This is a genomic window from Lysobacter sp. CC-YZS074 (genome assembly GCF_056739745.1).
Genome location: NZ_CP200301.1, coordinates 1,131,131 through 1,147,457 on the forward strand (window position 1 = coordinate 1,131,131; position 16,327 = coordinate 1,147,457).

13 protein-coding genes are annotated in these 16,327 nt (G+C 69.4%); 7 read left to right on the forward strand and 6 right to left on the reverse strand.

The annotated features are described in order from the left end of the window. Positions 1–28 precede the first annotated feature (28 nt). The 5 genes from U8331_RS05000 (at position 29) to U8331_RS05020 (ending at position 4,096) form a co-directional block, all read left to right on the forward strand. Entirely contained in the window at positions 29–883 is an 855-nt protein-coding gene (locus tag U8331_RS05000) for an HNH endonuclease (protein ID WP_481132510.1), read from the forward strand. Positions 884–1,050: 167 nt separating this feature from the next. Beyond that, a complete protein-coding gene (gene gntA, locus U8331_RS05005; RefSeq protein WP_481132511.1) occupies positions 1,051–1,785 on the forward strand; it encodes a guanitoxin biosynthesis heme-dependent pre-guanitoxin N-hydroxylase GntA in 735 nt (244 codons plus the stop codon). Beyond that, positions 1,782–2,390 (forward strand): DUF1989 domain-containing protein, encoded by a 609-nt coding sequence (locus U8331_RS05010; protein WP_481132512.1) that lies wholly within the window; start codon positions 1,782–1,784, stop codon positions 2,388–2,390. Before gntA ends, U8331_RS05010 begins: the two co-directional genes overlap by 4 nt. A 75-nt stretch (positions 2,391–2,465) precedes the next feature. After that, positions 2,466–2,675 carry a hypothetical protein gene (locus U8331_RS05015; protein WP_481132513.1) on the forward strand — a complete coding sequence of 70 codons (210 nt, stop codon included), beginning with the start codon at positions 2,466–2,468 and terminating at the stop codon, positions 2,673–2,675. 197 nt (positions 2,676–2,872) lie between these two features. Continuing rightward, a complete protein-coding gene (locus tag U8331_RS05020) occupies positions 2,873–4,096 on the forward strand; it encodes a diguanylate cyclase (RefSeq protein WP_481132514.1) in 1,224 nt (407 codons plus the stop codon). A 24-nt stretch (positions 4,097–4,120) separates the two neighbouring features. Here U8331_RS05020 and U8331_RS05025 read toward each other — a convergent pair whose 3' ends face one another. From U8331_RS05025 to U8331_RS05035, 3 genes are all read right to left on the reverse strand, one after another. Beyond that, positions 4,121–5,728 (reverse strand): ATP-binding protein, encoded by a 1,608-nt coding sequence (locus tag U8331_RS05025; RefSeq protein WP_481132515.1) that lies wholly within the window; start codon positions 5,726–5,728, stop codon positions 4,121–4,123. A 2-nt stretch (positions 5,729–5,730) separates the two neighbouring features. Next, complete coding sequence (locus U8331_RS05030; RefSeq protein ID WP_481132516.1) at positions 5,731–7,248, reverse strand: ATPase domain-containing protein; 1,518 nt, start codon at positions 7,246–7,248, stop codon at positions 5,731–5,733. A 270-nt stretch (positions 7,249–7,518) separates the two neighbouring features. Beyond that, positions 7,519–7,821, reverse strand: a complete 303-nt coding sequence (locus U8331_RS05035; RefSeq protein WP_481132517.1) for a hypothetical protein — start codon at positions 7,819–7,821, stop codon at positions 7,519–7,521. Between the two features lie 277 nt (positions 7,822–8,098). Between U8331_RS05035 and U8331_RS05040 the strand changes: the two genes are divergently transcribed. Continuing rightward, positions 8,099–9,358, forward strand: coding sequence for a multidrug effflux MFS transporter (locus U8331_RS05040; protein WP_481132518.1), 1,260 nt, complete (start codon positions 8,099–8,101; stop codon positions 9,356–9,358). Positions 9,359–9,926: 568 nt separating this feature from the next. Here U8331_RS05040 and U8331_RS05045 read toward each other — a convergent pair. Beyond that, on the reverse strand, positions 9,927–11,087 hold the full coding sequence (locus tag U8331_RS05045) for an aromatic ring-hydroxylating oxygenase subunit alpha (RefSeq protein WP_481132519.1): 1,161 nt from the start codon (positions 11,085–11,087) through the stop codon (positions 9,927–9,929). Positions 11,088–11,112: 25 nt separating this feature from the next. Beyond that, positions 11,113–11,709 carry a DJ-1/PfpI family protein gene (locus U8331_RS05050; RefSeq protein ID WP_481132520.1) on the reverse strand — a complete coding sequence of 199 codons (597 nt, stop codon included), beginning with the start codon at positions 11,707–11,709 and terminating at the stop codon, positions 11,113–11,115. 142 nt (positions 11,710–11,851) lie between these two features. On the opposite strand from U8331_RS05050, the gene U8331_RS05055 reads away from it, so the two are divergent. Beyond that, positions 11,852–13,480: an alpha-amylase family protein gene (locus U8331_RS05055; RefSeq protein WP_481132521.1), complete on the forward strand. Its 1,629-nt coding sequence runs from the start codon at positions 11,852–11,854 to the stop codon at positions 13,478–13,480. A gap of 466 nt (positions 13,481–13,946) precedes the next feature. On the opposite strand, the gene U8331_RS05060 is transcribed toward U8331_RS05055, so the two are convergent. After that, entirely contained in the window at positions 13,947–16,031 is a 2,085-nt protein-coding gene (locus U8331_RS05060) for a M2 family metallopeptidase (protein WP_481132522.1), read from the reverse strand. Between the last annotated feature and the right edge of the window lie 296 nt (positions 16,032–16,327).

Below are 16,327 nucleotides of genomic sequence, written 5' to 3' on the forward strand. Positions count from 1 at the left end.
AACTCGTCGTGGTTTTGGGGAGGTGCGGATGGCCGTTTACTTGAATGGCGTTTACGAAGCAGTGCTTGAGGAGGTTCTGGCAGCCCAAGCCGCGGAACCGGGTCTGGTGTGCTACCTCCAGCCGTACAAGCGCAGCGTCATGCGGGATTTCCGAACAGATCCGCCGACGACCGAGGCGCCGGTGCGCTTGCTTATGTCAGTCACCAAATCCCTCGGCCTCGTCTCTTATGAAGCGGAAGTAATTGGGTGGGAGGATAAGCGCGACATCCACCCCGCCCGGATCGAAAGCCTCAATGCGCACTTCCGTATCCACCAACCGAATGAGGGCGGCCTGCATCTCGGCGAAAGCGATGGCGACGGCTTCAATCTGATTGCCATTCGGGGCCTCAGAGAGGTGCCGAATGCATATGCAGTGTCATGCCTCATCAAACTGAGTGATCGCACCCCGCTAAGAAAGCGATCTAGGGCGGGTGGATGGTCTTACGTGGATGAGCCGCCCGGATGGCTGGGCAGCCATGAAACACGTGTACTTGAACAGATCGACCAGGAGTTAGTTGACGGAATAGGGCGATCGCTCGCAGATGACGCGGCGGCGCGAAAGAAGAGGCTCGCAGCTGCACCGACAGTACCCCCGGTGGTTCAGGTGATCAGCCGTGCCTTCAAGCGGAATCCCGACGTCGTAGCTGAAGTTCTGTTGCGCGCGGGCGGCAGGTGTGAGAACTGTGCCGAGCCGGCTCCCTTTTTACGCGCGAAGAACGGAACCCCCTATCTGGAGGTGCATCACACCGTGATGCTCTCCACAGGTGGAGAAGACACGGTGGAGAACGCGAAAGCGCTCTGTCCCAATTGTCATAGGCGGTTCCATTTCGGGGTGGCTGTTTGACTTGGGCCTCCTTCGGAGGAGAACTGAGCCGGCGGTGGATGCGACCCACCCCGGAGGCGTGCCGACTGAACATTTCACGCAGGCTTCGCCTCGCCTGCACCCTGCTTGCGCAAGCCGCTGCGTAGCGTGATCGCATCACCTTGCGAGGACCCCTCGCCGGAGCCTGGATGCAACACGCGCACGTTTTGGACACCGGGGCAACCTGCACCCCGCACGCCCGCAAGCCGACCCCAGCTGGCGCCCTCGAGTCCCGATTCCGCGACTTCATCGCTTCCGACGACTTTCCCTGCGTGGGCTCCAAGCTGGCATTGGCACGCGACCGGCTGCGTGCGTTGGAGCTGGCGCCGCTGGGCGATGTGTCCAACGATGTGCCGCTGCTGGACGCGTTGGCCGCTTTCGCGCGCCATCTCGACGCCAACGACGGGGAAGATGCGGACGTGGACTCGCTGGTGGCGCTGTTCCGCGGCCCGCGGTCGATGGACGAGGCGGCCTTCGAGCGGCAGTTGTGGAACCAGCTGCAGCGGCTGCATGAGCTGGACTTGGCGCGCGGCACGCCATGGGCGCCGGACATCGACCGTAATCCGGCCAGCCCACGGTTCAGCATGAGCCTGGCCGGGCATCCGTTCTTCGTCATTGGCCTGCACCCGGGCAGTTCGCGCTTGGCGCGCCGGTTCTCGACGCCGGCGCTGGTGTTCAATTCGCACCGCCAGTTCAACCGCCTCCGCGAAGACGGCCGCTTCGCCAAGATGCAGCAGGCCACCCGCGTGCGGGACGTCGCGCTGCAGGGCTCGATCAATCCCAACCTGTCCGACTACGGCGAGGCCTCGGAGGCGCGGCAGTACAGCGGCCGCGCAGTCGAGGCGGACTGGCGTTGCCCCTTCCACGCAAGGAGCAGCGCATGACCGGGGCGGTGGTGCGCATCCCGCCGTGTTCGGCGAAGGCGGTCGAACTGGCGCCCGGCGACGAGCTGCTGGTGATCGACCCGGAGGGCGAGCAGGTCAGCGACCTGGTGGCTTTCAACCGCGAGGACATGGCCGAGTACCTGTCGTCGGGGCGCTCGATCGACTACGCCTCGCGTTTGTTCCTGACCACGGGCGACTTGCTGTATTCCAACCGCAGCCGGCCGATGTTCACCCTGTTGGAGGATACCTGCGGCCGCCACGACTTCACCCTGACGCCCTGCTCGAAGGAGATGTTCGAGAAGCTCTACGGCGAGGCCGAGGGGCGCCCTGGCTGCGAGGGCAACCTGGCGATGGCGCTGGCGCCGTGGGGTATCACCCGCGACCGGGTGCCGATCGCGTTCAACATCTTCATGCACGTGGCGGTGGACGGCGACAGCGGCGAGATCAAGGTACTGCCGCCCAAGAGCAAGCCCGGCGCGCATCTGCGCCTGCGCGCGGAGATGCCGCTGGTGGTGGCGATGACCTCGTGCTCGGCCGGGCAGTCCAACAACTTCCGCTACAAGCCGATCGACTTCCGGGTCGAGCGCGCCAGGGACGCCGGGTAGCCGCCGACAGGAGCCCGCATACGGCTTTCACCGCGCAGCGCCTAGGCTGGACGTCCCCACCCCGAGGACACAGCCATGGGCGACCAGGAAGAACGCGACTCCGCCATCCCGGCCACGCCGGAACGCACCGGCAACCGTCAGGACCCGGTGCCGGGCGCACCGCCGGCGGAGCCGGCGCAGAAGGGCGGCATGGACCGCGAGGTCGGCGATCTGGAAGACCCCGATGCGGTGAAGGACGACGGCGCGTTGCCGGGCCGGATGGGCGGCGGGCTCGCCGGCGGCTGACCGGCGTCGGCACGCGCGGCCGCCGTCCGCTTAGCCGCGCAACGCGCACCGACGAAGGCCCCGCACTGCGGGGTCTTTCGTTTTGGGCGGCCGCGATCGACCGCGTGCTCCAGTTCGCGCGGCGCCGGCCGATAACCGGTGGGACGGCACGCGTTCCGCACTGCCGCTTGGGCAGGGCCGGCGTTCCGCCACTCCAGATGCTGCACATCGATCCCGCGCTGTTGGGCTGCACCCGCCAGTCGCCGTACCGCCATGCGCTGCAGGTCGGTTACCGGCGGCTGCGCTTCGAGCGCCCGCTGGAGTGCGAGTTCCAGCGCTTCCATGGCGCCGCGCACCTGTCGCGGGTGCGCTGGGCGGGATACGTGGCCATCGCGCTGTTCCTCGCGTTCGTGCTGATCGACTTCACCACGGTGCCCGCCGCGGTCTGGGCGTGGACCATCCCGATCCGCCTGGGGGTGGTCGCCTCGTTGCTGGCGGCCTTGTGGGCCAGCTATCGAGCGGGCTGGCGACGGCACCTGCAGGCGGTGCTGCTGGTCGCGGCGACCGCGTGCGGGCTGGGCACGGTGGCGATCATCGGGGCGGCGTTGCAGCACGGCTTTGCGCTGCCGTACGAGGGCATCCTGCTGGTGCCGCTGTTCGTGTTCCTGATCGCCTGCCTGCAGTGGTGGCACGCGCTGCTGGCGATGGGGCTGACGCTGGTGGCGTTCGTGGGGATGGAGCTGGCGCTGCAGCCGGACCCGACGGCGCGGCTGTACCAGGTCGTCTTCATGGGAGCGGCCACCGCGGTGGGCGCACTCGGCGGCTACTTCCTGGAGCACAGCACCCGCACGACGTTCCTGGTGCACGCGCTGCTCAACGAGCTGGCCGAGCGCGACGGGCTGACCGGGCTCTACAACCGCCGCGCGCTCAACACGCAGCTGGACAAGCTGTGGCGCCAGGCGCAGCGCGATGGGAGCGACCTGGGCGTGGCGATGGTCGATGTCGATTTCTTCAAGCGCTACAACGACCGCTACGGCCACGGTGCCGGCGATGCGGCGTTGAAGGCCGTCGCGGCGCTGGTCGCCGGCGAGGCGCGGCGGCCGCTGGACCTGGCGGCGCGCTACGGCGGCGAGGAGTTCGTGCTGGTCTGGCACCAGCCGGCCGCCAGCCAGCTGGCCGACATGGGCGAGCAGCTGCGCGCCGGCGTGGCGGCGCTCGCGCTGGAACACGCCGGCAGCGAGTCAGGCACGCTCAGCGTCAGCATCGGCATCGCCGCGGTGAGGCCGGTGCAGGGGCGTCCGGTGGCCGACCTGCTGCATGCGGCCGACACCGCGCTGTACCAGGCCAAGCACCTGGGCCGCGACCGCGTGGTGGTGTTGGCCTATCCGCCGCGCGAGTCGGTGCTGTTTCCGTTGGCGGAGGCCGCGGCGCGCGACGCGTGATCGGCGGCGTGCAGGCACCGGCGGCTAGACGGCGGCGCGCATCTCGTTACCCCGCCCGCCGGCGCCGCTCCTGATGTCGTCCACGATCCGCTCGATGCGGGCGATGTCCGCGGGCTTGGTGAGGTGGTGGTCGAAGCCGGCCGACCGGCTGCGCTCCAGGTCGCGCGGGTGGCTCCAGCCGGTGACGGCGACCAGCACCGGGTCGCCGTAGCGCCGGTCGGCGCGGATGCGGCGCGCGACCTCGTAGCCGTCCATGCCCGGCATGCCGATGTCGAGCAGGATCAGTCGCGGGCGGTCGTGCTCGGCCCACTGCAGTGCCTCGGCCCCTTCGTGGGCGACGCGCGGGTGCAGCCCCAGCGATTCGAGAACCAGCGCCAGCGACAGGGCGGAGTCGACGTTGTCGTCGACCACCAGCGTGCGGACCTCGCCGGCGTTCGGCGCCAGGCCGGACTCGACGGCGCCTTCCGACGTCCGCTCCACGTCCCGGTGCGCCAGCGGCAGGCGCACGGTGAAGCGCGCCCCGAGGTCTTTGCCGTCGCTGTGTACCTCGACCCCGCCACCGTGCAGTTCCACCAGGTTGCGCACCAGTGCCAGGCCGATGCCCAGTCCCTCGCGGACGCCGCCGCTGGGGCGCTCGCCCTGGGTGAACAGGTCGAACACCCGCGGCAGCAGCTCGCGGTCGATGCCCTGGCCGTCATCGCTGACCTCCACCACGGCATTGTCCCGCCCGGCGCGGGCAGTGACGTGGACGCGGCCACCGGGCCGCCCGTACTTGGCTGCGTTGTTGAGCAGGTTGCCGAACACCTGTGCGATGCGGACCGGGTCGGCATCGATCTCCAGCGCGGTGTCGGGCAGGTCCATCTCCACCCGGCAGCCGCCCTTCAGCAACTGCGGCCGGCTCAGTTCGACCGCGCCGTGCAGGGCGGTGCGCAGGTCCACTGGTTCGCGGTGCAGGGTGATCATGCCGCGCGACAGCCGCGAGGCCTCCAGCAGGTCATCGACCAGCCGGACCATGTGGGTGACCTGACGCTCCATCATGCCCCGCAGCTGCGCCCGCCGCTCCGGGTCGCTGTCGTCGATCGCCAGCACGTGCAGGGCGTTGTTGATCGGCGCGAGCGGGTTGCGCAGCTCGTGCGCGAGCATCGCCAGGAATTCGTCCTTGCGCCGCAATGCCAGCACTTCGGCGTCGTGGGCCTGCTCCAGCTTCTGCATCTGGTCGCGGATTTCGTACTGGCGGTTACGGGCGCGCAGTGCGGTGCGTACCGCGCTGAGCAGCGCCGCCACCCGCAGTGGCCGTTCCAGCAGAGTGACGTTGCTGAACATCGCCAGCGCATCGCCGACCACGGTGGAATCCGCGCCGCCGTGGGTCAGCAGCAGTACCGGCAGGTCCGACCAGGACGACTGGCGCTCCAGGCTCCGCGCCAAGGCGGTCTGGACGTCGGCGCCCAGGGTTTCCTCGGCCACCATCACTGCGCCGCTGCCTGCCACCACCTCCCTTCCCAGCGCAGCCGCGTCGATGCACACCTGCGCGGCAATGCCATGGCGGGCCAGCATGTCGCGGGTCAGCGCGGCGTCGCGCCCGGTGGACATCAGCAGCAGGACGCGCTGGGCGTCCTGCCCGTGGACGGGCATGTTCACTGCGGCGGCGGCCCGAACGAGGACTCGTCGCCCGACCGGGTCGGAACGGAGACGTCATTTTCCTGTGGGACGCCGGTGAGCACCCCGCGGAACTGGCGCAGCGGCTCGCCGAGCCTGAGCCCGTCCGCGCCCATGGTGAGCTCCCGGATGGTGCGTTCGTGGGCGCCGGTGCGCTTCTTGAGCACCGACATCGCCTGTCGCACTTCGCCGCGGACCTCGAAATAGCGCAACAGCACGACGGTGTCGGCCAGGTAGCTCACGTCGATGTTGTTGGACATCTGCCCGATCAGGCCCTGCTGCGCGTTGATCAGCAGGGTCACCACGCCCAGCTGGCCCAGGTAGGCCAGCAGTTCGTGCAGCTGGATCAGCACGAAGTGCTCTTCGGGCATGGCGTTGAGATAGCCGTTGAGGCTGTCGATGACGATGACCCGGGCACCGTCCTGTTCGACCGCCTGGCGGATGTGGTGGATGAACTCGCCGGGCGAGAGTTCGGCCGGGTCGACCGGCTGCACCGAGATGACGCCGGCCGCCGCCTGGCCCTCGATGTCCAGGCCGATGCCGCGCGACCGGGTGAACAGCGCACGCGGGCTCTCGTCGAACAGGAACATCGCCGAGCGCTCGCCCCGTTTCGCCGCGGCCATGACGAAGTGCGCGGCCAGCGACGACTTGCCGGTACCCGCCGCGCCGAGCAGCAGGGTGCTGGTGCCGCGGTCGAGGCCGCCGCCGAGCAGGGCGTCCAGGGCCGGCAGGTGGCTGCTGACGGCATCGTTGGCGCCGTCCTGGCGGTGCTGCGCCGCGACCAGCCGGGGATAGACCTGTATTCCGCCGGTCTCGATGACGTAGTCGTGGTTGCCGCCGTGGAAGGCGCGGCCGCGCAACTTGGTCACGCGCAGGCGGCGGCGGTCGCCACCGTACTCCGGGCGCATCTGGTCCAGCTCGATCGAGCCGTGGACGATGGTGTGCACCGGCAGTCCGTGCTCGACGCCCTGGCGGTCGTCCAGCAGCAGCACGGTGGTGCCGCGCCCGGCAAAGTACTGCTTGAGCGCGAGTACCTGGCGGCGGAAGCGCAGCAGGGTCCCGGCGAGCAGGCGGATCTCGGCAAGCGAGTCGAACACCACCCGGTCCGGCCGGATCTCCTCGACCTGGTCGAGCATGCGCTTGGTGGTGTCGACCAGTTCCACCTCCGACGGATGGAACATCGTGTACTGCGATTCGGGGTCGAGCTGGTTGCCCATCGGCAGCAGCTCGTGGATATGGATGCCGTCCAGCGACCAGCCGTGCGAAGCCGCCGCCTCGCGCAGCTCGGCGGCGGTTTCCGACAGGGTCACGTACAGCACGCTCTCGCCATGGCGTACACCTTCGAGCAGGAACTGCATCGCCATGGTGGTCTTGCCCGAGCCGGGAATGCCTTCGAGCAGGTACAACCGATGGGCGGTGTAGCCGCCGTCGAGCACCTCGTCGAGCCCGGCGATGCCGCTGCTCACCTTGTCGGTGTGCGTTGCGCCTTCTTGCATGGTGCGTTCCTGGTCGGGCCGCGCGCGTGGCGGCGTGGATTTGCAGGCCCCGGGTGAGAAGGCGCCCCTGTGCCGGGCAGGATGAACCAGACCGGCGGACGCGCGGGTGAAGCCGGCTTGGACAGCGGGCAGGTCAGGCTGCGGGTGGACACCTCGGCCGCGGGAGGATGCGCGTGAGGGTCCGCAATATTCCGTAGCGAGCCATGCAGGCCGCTCACAAAAAAGGCCCCGCGTAGGCGGGGCCTTCGTGCATCGCGATTGGGGGACGGCTCAGCGACCGTCGCGGTCGGCGTCACCGGGCATGGCGCGCTCGAGGTGGTGCCAGCCGTCGCGCACCGCTTCCTTGGCCTCGTTCCAGGCCATGCGGGAGTTGGCCTTGGTGGCTTCCCAGCCACGCTCCAGGTCGCTTTCGACCTCGTTGAACTGGCGGCCGCTGTGCTGGCCGTACTGGTCGTAGCCGTACTTGTAAGCGGGCTCGTAGTCGTCCCAGCTGCGGGTGTTGTTGTAGTAGCTCGCCTGCTGGTAGTTGTTGCGGAAGTGGTCGTTGTACTGCTGCTCGGGGATGCGGGCCATCGTGTCTGCCTCCGGTGTTGGGGGAGCCCTGACGATAGAAAGGCGCGCGAAAGGCACGCGTGAAGCCGTAGAAGCGAGCTGAACGGGCCGGCCACGCCGGTTCAGGTGGGCGCACGGGCGGGGTCTGGGCGGGCCCGCACCGCTTTGCCTCCCCGGGCGGGACACTGAATCCCCCGCAGGAAGGGCGGGTCCGGGACGGCGCGGTTGTTATCCTTCGCCACCCTCGCCGCGTCGTCCCGATGCCGACTCCTTCGCCTTCGTGGCTGCAGGCCGCCTGATGTCCGCTTCCTCCGCGTCCCCGCCCATTTCGCTGCGCCGCCTCGCCCTGCTGCTGGGCGGGCTGGCGATGTTCGGGCCGTTCTCGATCGACACCATCTTCCCGGCGTTCCCGCAGATGGGCGCGCAGCTGGGCGCCGACAAGCTGGCGATGCAGCAGACGATCAGCGTCTACCTGATCGCCTACGCGCTGATGAGCGTGGTGCACGGGCCGCTGTCGGACGCGATCGGCCGGCGCCGGGTGATCCTCGGCGGACTCGCGGTGTTCACCCTGGCGTCGGTGGGCTGCGCGATGGCGCCGGACCTCGCGACGCTGCTGGCGTTCCGCGCGCTGCAGGGGCTGTCGGCCGGCGTCGGCCTGATCGTCGGGCGCGCGGTGATCCGCGACGTGCTGCACGGCGACGATGCGCAGCGGCTGATGAGCCAGGTGTCGATGATCTTCGGCATCGCCCCGGCGATCGCGCCGATCATCGGCGGCTGGATCCTGGGGTGGAGCCGCTGGCCGGCGATCTTCTGGTTCCTGGTGGCGTTCTCGGTGGTGCTGCTGGCGGGCACGTGGCTGATGCTGCCGGAGACCCATCCGCCGGAGGCGCGGCTGAAGGTAGCGCCCGCGCGGCTGGCACGCGACTACTTTGCCATCCTGCTCAACACCCGGTTCCAGCGGCTGGCCGCGGCGGCGGCGTTCAACTTCGGCGCGCTGTTCCTGTACATCGCCTCGGCGCCGGCGTTCGTGCTCGACATGCTGGGCCTCGACGAGCGCCAGTTCGGCTGGTTCTTCGTGCCGACCATCGGCGGGATGATCGTGGGCGCGTGGCTGTCGGGCCGGGCCGCGGGGCGCATCAGCGGCGCGCGGCTGGTGTCCATCGGGTTCGGCGTGTCGGCGCTGGCCGCGGTGCTCAACATCGCCTACAACCTGTGGGCGGACACCCTGCAGCTGCCGTGGGCGGTGATCCCGATGAGCATGACCGCGTTCGGCATCGCGCTGGTGTTCCCGATCGTGACCCTGGCGATCCTCGACATGTACCCGCGCCAGCGCGGCTCGGCGTCGTCGCTGCAGGCGTTCACCGCGCTGGTGAGCAACGCGGTGATCGCCGGGGTGATCTCACCGTGGCTGAGCAGCCGCGGACTGTGGCTGGCGATTGCGGCGGGGCTGTTCACCGCCGTGGGCTGGGCGTTCTGGCGGTGGGAGTCGGTGGTGTCGTCGGCCGCCGCGCGGCGCGACGGTGGCGCCGCGCCCCGGGTGCCCGAGGAGTCGATGTAGGAGGGGTGCGGTTGAGGGTGGCGGTGTCGGTGCCGGCGGCGGTATTGGCGTCGATGTTCGTTGTCGTTGCCGTTGCCGTTGCCGTTGCCGTTGTCGGTGTCGGTGTCGGTGTCACTGCGGTTGTCGATGTCGATGTCCATGTCCGATCCCCGATGGCGACGCCCGATGTCCCATGCCCGACGCTCGATGTCGCGGGAGGCTCGCCAGGCAATGCGGCTGCGCGGGCTTCTGTAGGAGCGGCTTCAGCCGCGATCCGGCAACCGTCCGCCCGCGCCCATTCCACGATCGCGGCTGAAGCCGCTCCTACAAGAGCCCGATCAATCGCAAGCATGGAAAACCCAGGCTGCGCCTGCAAACGCGTGGGCCGATGCCGGTTCAACGTAGGAGCGACGTGAGTCGCGACCCACTGACAATCGGCATCGCGGAGTGGCTTCGGCCGTAGCGGAAGTGCGGTCGCGCGATCGCGGTGTCGCGTGGATCGCGGCGCAGTTGTGGGGCCAGTGGGTCGCGACTTACGTCGCTCCTACAGGGCGGCGGGGAGGGTGCCGGGTACGCCGTGAGCGGGACGCTACGCTTCCCGATACGCCCGCCGCAGCAGCTCGTGGAAGTGGTGGACGGCGTTCTCGCGCAACGGGTTCAGCCGGCCGGGGGCGTAGGAGCCCGATGCCAGTCCGCGCTGGACGTCCTCGCAGATGGTCAGGTCCTCCAGCTGCACTTCGTCGCTGAAGGCGCGGTCGGCCTCGCGCCGGGCGCGGGCTTCGCCGCTGTCGTCGGCTGTGTAGTAGAAGTCGAACTCGACCCGGCAGCGGTCCACGCCGAGCGGCACCACGCGGTTGGTCTGCAGGCGGCCGGGCAGGATGTTGAGCATCGTGTTGGGCCACAGCCAGTAGTACAGCGCGTCGCCGTCGCCGTAGGTATCGCCGCCCTCCAGCGGGCTCCACTGGTAGGAGTACCAGCGCGCGGTCTCGGTGATGTAGCTGCGGTAGTCGAGCAGCTTGTTGAGGCCGGGGTGGATGTGGGGGACGTGGTAGCCCTCCAGGTAGTTGTCGACGTAGACCTTCCAGTTGCAGGCGACGTCGTAGCCGATGCGGTGGTGGTGGGCGTACCGCTCGAGCCCGCGGTCGGCGCCGAGGCGTGCGTCGATGCCTTCGACGAAGGCGTCGAAATCCGGCGCACGTGCCGCGTCGACGCAGGCGAACACCAGCCCCTGCCAGACCCGCACCGCCAGTCGTGGCAGGCGCACGTCGCCGACGTGGAAGTCGGGGGCGCCGCCCATTTCCGGTGCGGACTTCAGTACGCCGTCCAGGCCGTAGGTCCAGCCGTGGTAGCGGCAGCGCAGCGACCGCGCGGCCAGTCCGTCGCAGCTGGCGATCGGCCCGGCGCGGTGGCGGCAGACATTGTGGAAGACGCGGATGTCGCCGGGGCCGCCGTCGCCATCGGCGCCGCGCACCGCGATCACCGGGAGTCCGGCGAGGTCGGCCACCACGTGGTCGCCGGGGCCGGCAAGCTGGCAGACGTGGGCGACCAGCTGCCAGCCGGGGTCGAACGCCAGCCGGCGGTCGACGGCGGCCATGTGCGGCTCGACGTAGAAGCGTGCCGGCAACGCGGTGGCGTGCTCCAGCGGTTGCGGGGCGAGGGTGTCGGTGTCCAGCGGGCCGGCGGCGGACGCCACCGCATCGAGCGGCGATCCGTGGGCGACACCGGGCGAAACGGGGGCATGCGGGCTCATGCCCCCAGTATGCGTGAGCGGGGTGTCAGCTCGCGATGCGGTGGGCGTGGGCGCCGGGGTCGGGGTCCGCGTCGGGCGTGTCGGGCGCGGTGGCGGCCATCCGCGCGGCGAGCGCTTCGATGAAGCCGGGGCAGGCCGCGTTGGCGCGCACCACGGCGGTGCCGTTCGCGACCACGTTCTCGCCGTCGGGCGTGGCGGGCAGCGCGACACCGCGCAGCAGGTCGGCGCCGTCGCCGATCAGCCCGATCGGGGTGGCACGCAGGTAGGCGCGGGCGACGAAGGCGATCGCCGCACCGTCCGCACGCAGGCGCGAGAGGTCGCCGCCGGGCACCACCAGCGCGTCGTACTCCAGCGGCGAGCGGGTGGTGAAGGTGCCGTCCGGCATCAGGGTCGAACCGCGCGGGGTTTCGATGACACCGAGCGATGGCGCGACCAGGTCGACATGGCCGCCGGCGCGGCGGATCCGGATCTGCACCGCTTCCACCTGTCCCGCGTCCACGCCCCGAGCGACCAGGATCGCCACCGTCCGGCCGAGCAGGGCACCAGGATGCATCTCCGGAAGCGGCGGCGCGCGTACCGGCGTAATCGGCGGTGGCGCGGCGAGGGTGACGGGCGTCGGCATGTTGCGGGATGTTCGGTAGGGGGGACCCAATTGATACGGGGTGCGGCGTAAGGCGGGCGTGACATTTGGCTGAAGAGGGGAATCACGCGGAAACGACGCCGCGGCCGGCTTCATCGAAGGCCTGCCGTTGCGCGGAGGGCGCATGCACGAGGACTGGCACCGCAACGCGGTCATCTACCAGATCGACCCGTCATTGTTCAGGGACAGCAACGGCGACGGGCGCGGCGACCTGCGCGGCGTGGCCGACCGGCTCGACCACCTGCGGGCGCTGGGCGCGAACTGCATCTGGCTGCTGCCGTTCTACAAGTCGCCGTTCCGCGATGCCGGCTACGACGTCACCGACCACCTCAGCGTCGACCCGCGCTTCGGCGACATCGCCGACTTCGTGCACCTGATCGACCGCGCCGAGGAACTCCAGCTGCGCGTGCTGATCGAGCTGGTCGTGCAGCACACCTCGATCGACCACCCGTGGTTCCAGGCGGCCCGGCGCGACCGCAATTCGCCCTACCGCGAATGGTTCCTGTGGTCGGACGAGCCGGTCGAGGTGGAGGGCGTGAAGCCGATTTTCCCAGGCATCGAGGACAGTATCTGGACCTGGGACGAGGAAGCGGGGCAGTACTACCGCCACGTGTTCTATTCGCACCAGCCCGACCTCAACGTGGCCAACCCGGCGGTGCGCGAGGAGATCGCGCGGATCATGGCGTACTGGCTGCGGCTGGGCATCGCCGGCTTCCGGGTGGACGCGGTGCCGCACATGGTCGAGGTGGCGCGTGCCGCCGATCCGCGCAAGAACGGCCTGTGGATCCTGGACGACATGCGCGACGTGATCGCCCGGCGCAACCCCGACGCGGTGCTGATGGGCGAGACCGACGTGCCGGTCGCGATGTACGACCAGTATTTCGGCAACGGCCAGCGGCTCAACCTCCTGCTCGACTTCTGGGTCAACAACCACCTGTTCCTTGCGCTGGCGCGGAGCGAAGGCGTGCCGCTCGCACGCGCTCTGACCGAGCGCAAGCCACCGCCGCCGCACAGCCGGTTCGGCGTGTGGCTGCGCAACCACGACGAACTCGATCTGGAGCAGTTGACCCCCGGGGAGCGCGAGGAGGTCATGGATGCGTTCGCGCCCGACGAGGACATGCGCATCTACAACCGTGGCATCCGCCGACGGCTGGCGCCAATGCTCAAGGGCGACACCGCGCGCACGGCGATGGCACACGCCCTGATGCTGTCGCTGCCGGGCGTGCCGATCGTGCGCTACGGCGAGGAGATCGGCATGGGCGAGGACCTGTCGCTGCCGGAGCGGCAGGCGGTGCGCACGCCGATGCAGTGGAGCGACGTGCAGCACGGCGGGTTCTCGCGCGCCGACGCGGACGAGCTGGTCGCACCGCCGATCCGCGACGGCGAGTTCGGCTACCTGCAACGCAACGTCGAGGCCGAGCTGCCCAAGCCCGATTCGCTGCTGGGCCGCACCGTCGCCCTGATCGGCGCCCGGCTCGGGCTACGCGAGATGGGTTGTCCGTACCGGCTGGCGCGGTTCGAATGCCGGCCGGTGTTCGGCGTGCGCTACGACGATGACGACGGCGGCTCGGCGGTGGTCGCGCTGATCAACCTCGGCAGCGAGGCGGTGGAGTTCGAGCTGCGCGAGGACGACCTCGACGAGATGGTCGACGTGATCCGCGACCGCGAATACCCGGCGCCGACGGGCACACCGTTGCGGGTGGCGCTGGGGCCGTACGGGTATCGCTGGCTGCGGCGCAAGCAGCGGGCGTGAGCGGGCGGGCCGGGCGAGGGGCTGCGCCCGGCGGACAAGTCACCGCCGCTGCCGTTGCAACCGCGCGTCGCTCCGCGGTTTTTGTAGGAGCGGCTTCAGCCGCGATCGTGGAATGGTCCGCTGCGCCCGGTTCACGATCGCGGCTGAAGCCGCTCCTACAGGACGCGGTTTTCCGTCGCGGTCTGCGGTAGGAGCGACGTAAGTCGCGACCCACTGACCCGGTGAGGGCGCCGCGGTCAACGCGCTGCCGCATTCGCGCGACCGTAGCCCTGCCCCGAGCCACGCCATGCCGGGATAACGACTGTCAGTGGGTCGCGACTTACGTCGCTCCTACGGAATAGTGGCGCGGCGGCAGGGCTACGGCGTGGGTGCGGCGGCACGGGTATGGGAGGGCCCGGAAAGGAAAACGACCAAAAAAAGGCCGGCATTACGCCGGCCTTTTTCGGTGCACGCGAGACGGCATGACTCAGCCGCGCGTGGCCTCTCCATCGGCGCCATCCGCATCGGGAGCGGCGTCGGCGTCGGCACCGTCGGCCTGCTCCGTCGCGGGCTTCGCGGCAGGCGTGGCCGCTGCCTCGCCGCCGGCCGCGGAGGCGACGGCGCTGGCCTGCCAGCCGCAGGTCTGGCCTTCGTTCTGCTGCTTCAGCCAGTCCTGCAGCGGGGCGAAGTATTCCAGCACGGCGCTGCCGTCCATCTGGCCGCCGCCGGTCAGCTCCTTGAGGGTGGCCTGCCACGGCTGGCTGGCGCCCTTGTCGAGCATGGCCTGCAGCTTCGCGCCGGCGGCCTTGTTGCCGTAGAAGCTGCACTCGTGCAGCGGGCCGTCGAAGCCGGCCGCATCGCACAGCGACTTGTAGAACTGGAACTGCAGGATGTGGGCGAGGAAGTAGCGCGTGTACGGGGTGTTGCCCGGCACGTGGTATTTGGCGCCCGGGTCGAAGAACTCCTCGCCGCGCGCCTGCACCGGGGCGACGCCCTGGTACTTCGCCTTCAGGTCCCACCAGGACTGGTTGTAGTTGTCCGGGGTGATCGAGCCGTCGAACACGCCCCAGCGCCAGCGGTCGATCATCAGGCCGAACGGCAGGAACGCGACCTTGGCCAGCGCCATGCGCATCTGCGCGTTGATCAGCGCCTCGTTGGACTGCTGTTGGGCGTCGACCAGGCCGATCGACTCCAGGTACCTGGGCGTCATCGCCAGCACGATGGTGTCGCCGATGGCCTCGTGGAAGCCGTCGTGCGCGCCGGCCTGGAACAGCGGCGGCTGCTTGTTGTAGGCGAGGTCGTAATACAGGTGGCCGAGCTCGTGGTAGATGGTGGTGAAGTCTTCCTCGTTCGGCTTGATGCACATCTTGGTGCGCACGTCGCCTTCCATGTTCATGTCCCACGCGCTGGCGTGGCAGACCACGTCGCGGTCACGCGGCTTGATGAACTGGGTGTTCTCCCAGTAGCTGTCAGGCAGCTTGGTCAGGCCGAGCGAGGTGTAGAAGTCCTCGGCGCGCTTGGTCATCTGCCGGGCCGCGGCCTCCTGCGCTTCGTGCTCGATGTCGGCCAGGGCGGCGGGGCTGCGGTCGCCACTGTGCTGGGCCAGCTTCTGCGCATGGATCTGCTGGTAACGCGACTCCAGCGCGCCGGTGATGTCGAGCCTGCCGGCGTTCTCGTAGGGGACGACGACGTCCCAGAGGTTGCTCCAGTCCTGCTGCCACATGTTGCCCAGCAGGTGGGCGGGCAGCATGCCGCCGGCGACCTGCGCGCGGTCCTCGCCGTACTCGGCACCGAGGCGCGTGCGGGTGTAGCAGTGCAGGTCGTCGTAGAGCGGCTTGACCTGCGCCCAGAGACGGTCGGTCTCGGCGGCGATCTCGACCGGGCTCATGTCGTAGCCCGAGCGCCACATCTCGCCGGCGTCGGCGAAGCCCATTTCGTCGGCACCGAGGTTCACCAGCTCGACGAAGCGGGTGTAGTCGTCGCGCATCGGCTTGGAAATGGTGTGCCAGCCGCGCCAGGCTTCGAGCTGCTCGTCGTAGTCGCGGCTGTTGCGCAGCACGTCCTCCAGCGCGCCGAGCTGGCGGCAGGTGGCGGGGTTGTTCTCGTCGGTGCAGTAGGTGCCCGACCCGTACATGCCCTCCATGTCGGCGGCGATCTTGGTCAGCTCGGCCAGCTTGGCCGGGTCGCTCGGCGCCGGCATGGAGGTGGCCAGCTTCAGCAGCTGGATCGACCGCGCGGTCTCCGGCGACATCTCCTGGCCCTCGAAGCGCTTGGCCTGCTCGATCCAGCTGTTGAGCTGGGTGAGGTAGCGCTCGTTGGCCTTGGCGGCCAGCAGCTGGCTGTCGTCATTGATATAGGTCGAGGAGAGCCACTGCGCCGCGGTGAGCTGCGGGTACATCTCCTTGAGCTCGCGGTTGACCCGGGCGATGAACTGGTCGGCGGTTTCGTTTTCAGGCGCGGCGGCGGTGGTCGCCGGACGGCTCCCGTCGGGGCTGGGGGCCTTGTCGCAGGCGGCCAGGCCGATCACGGCCGCGGTGATGCTGAGCGCGAGTAGCGCGCGAACGGGTTTCATCCGGGTTTTCTCCCTCGTAGGCGGCGCGTGCGTCGCGCCAAGCCACCGAAGGCTAGAGAGGGGGCGGGCGGCACGCAAGCAGCGAGGCGGAGCAACGCTACGGGCGGTGGCGCATGGCTGATCACCCGTCCGGCAATGGATGTCCGCACAGGGGTCAAATCGAGACGTAGGTCACCAAACGGGGCTTTTGTTGGCTTCGGGGTCGCTGTCGACAATCCGGCAGGAGATTCGCTCGATCAAGCTCGATAACGGCGCCAACTTCGGCCAAATGCTTCGAAACCGCAGCTCGCGCACCC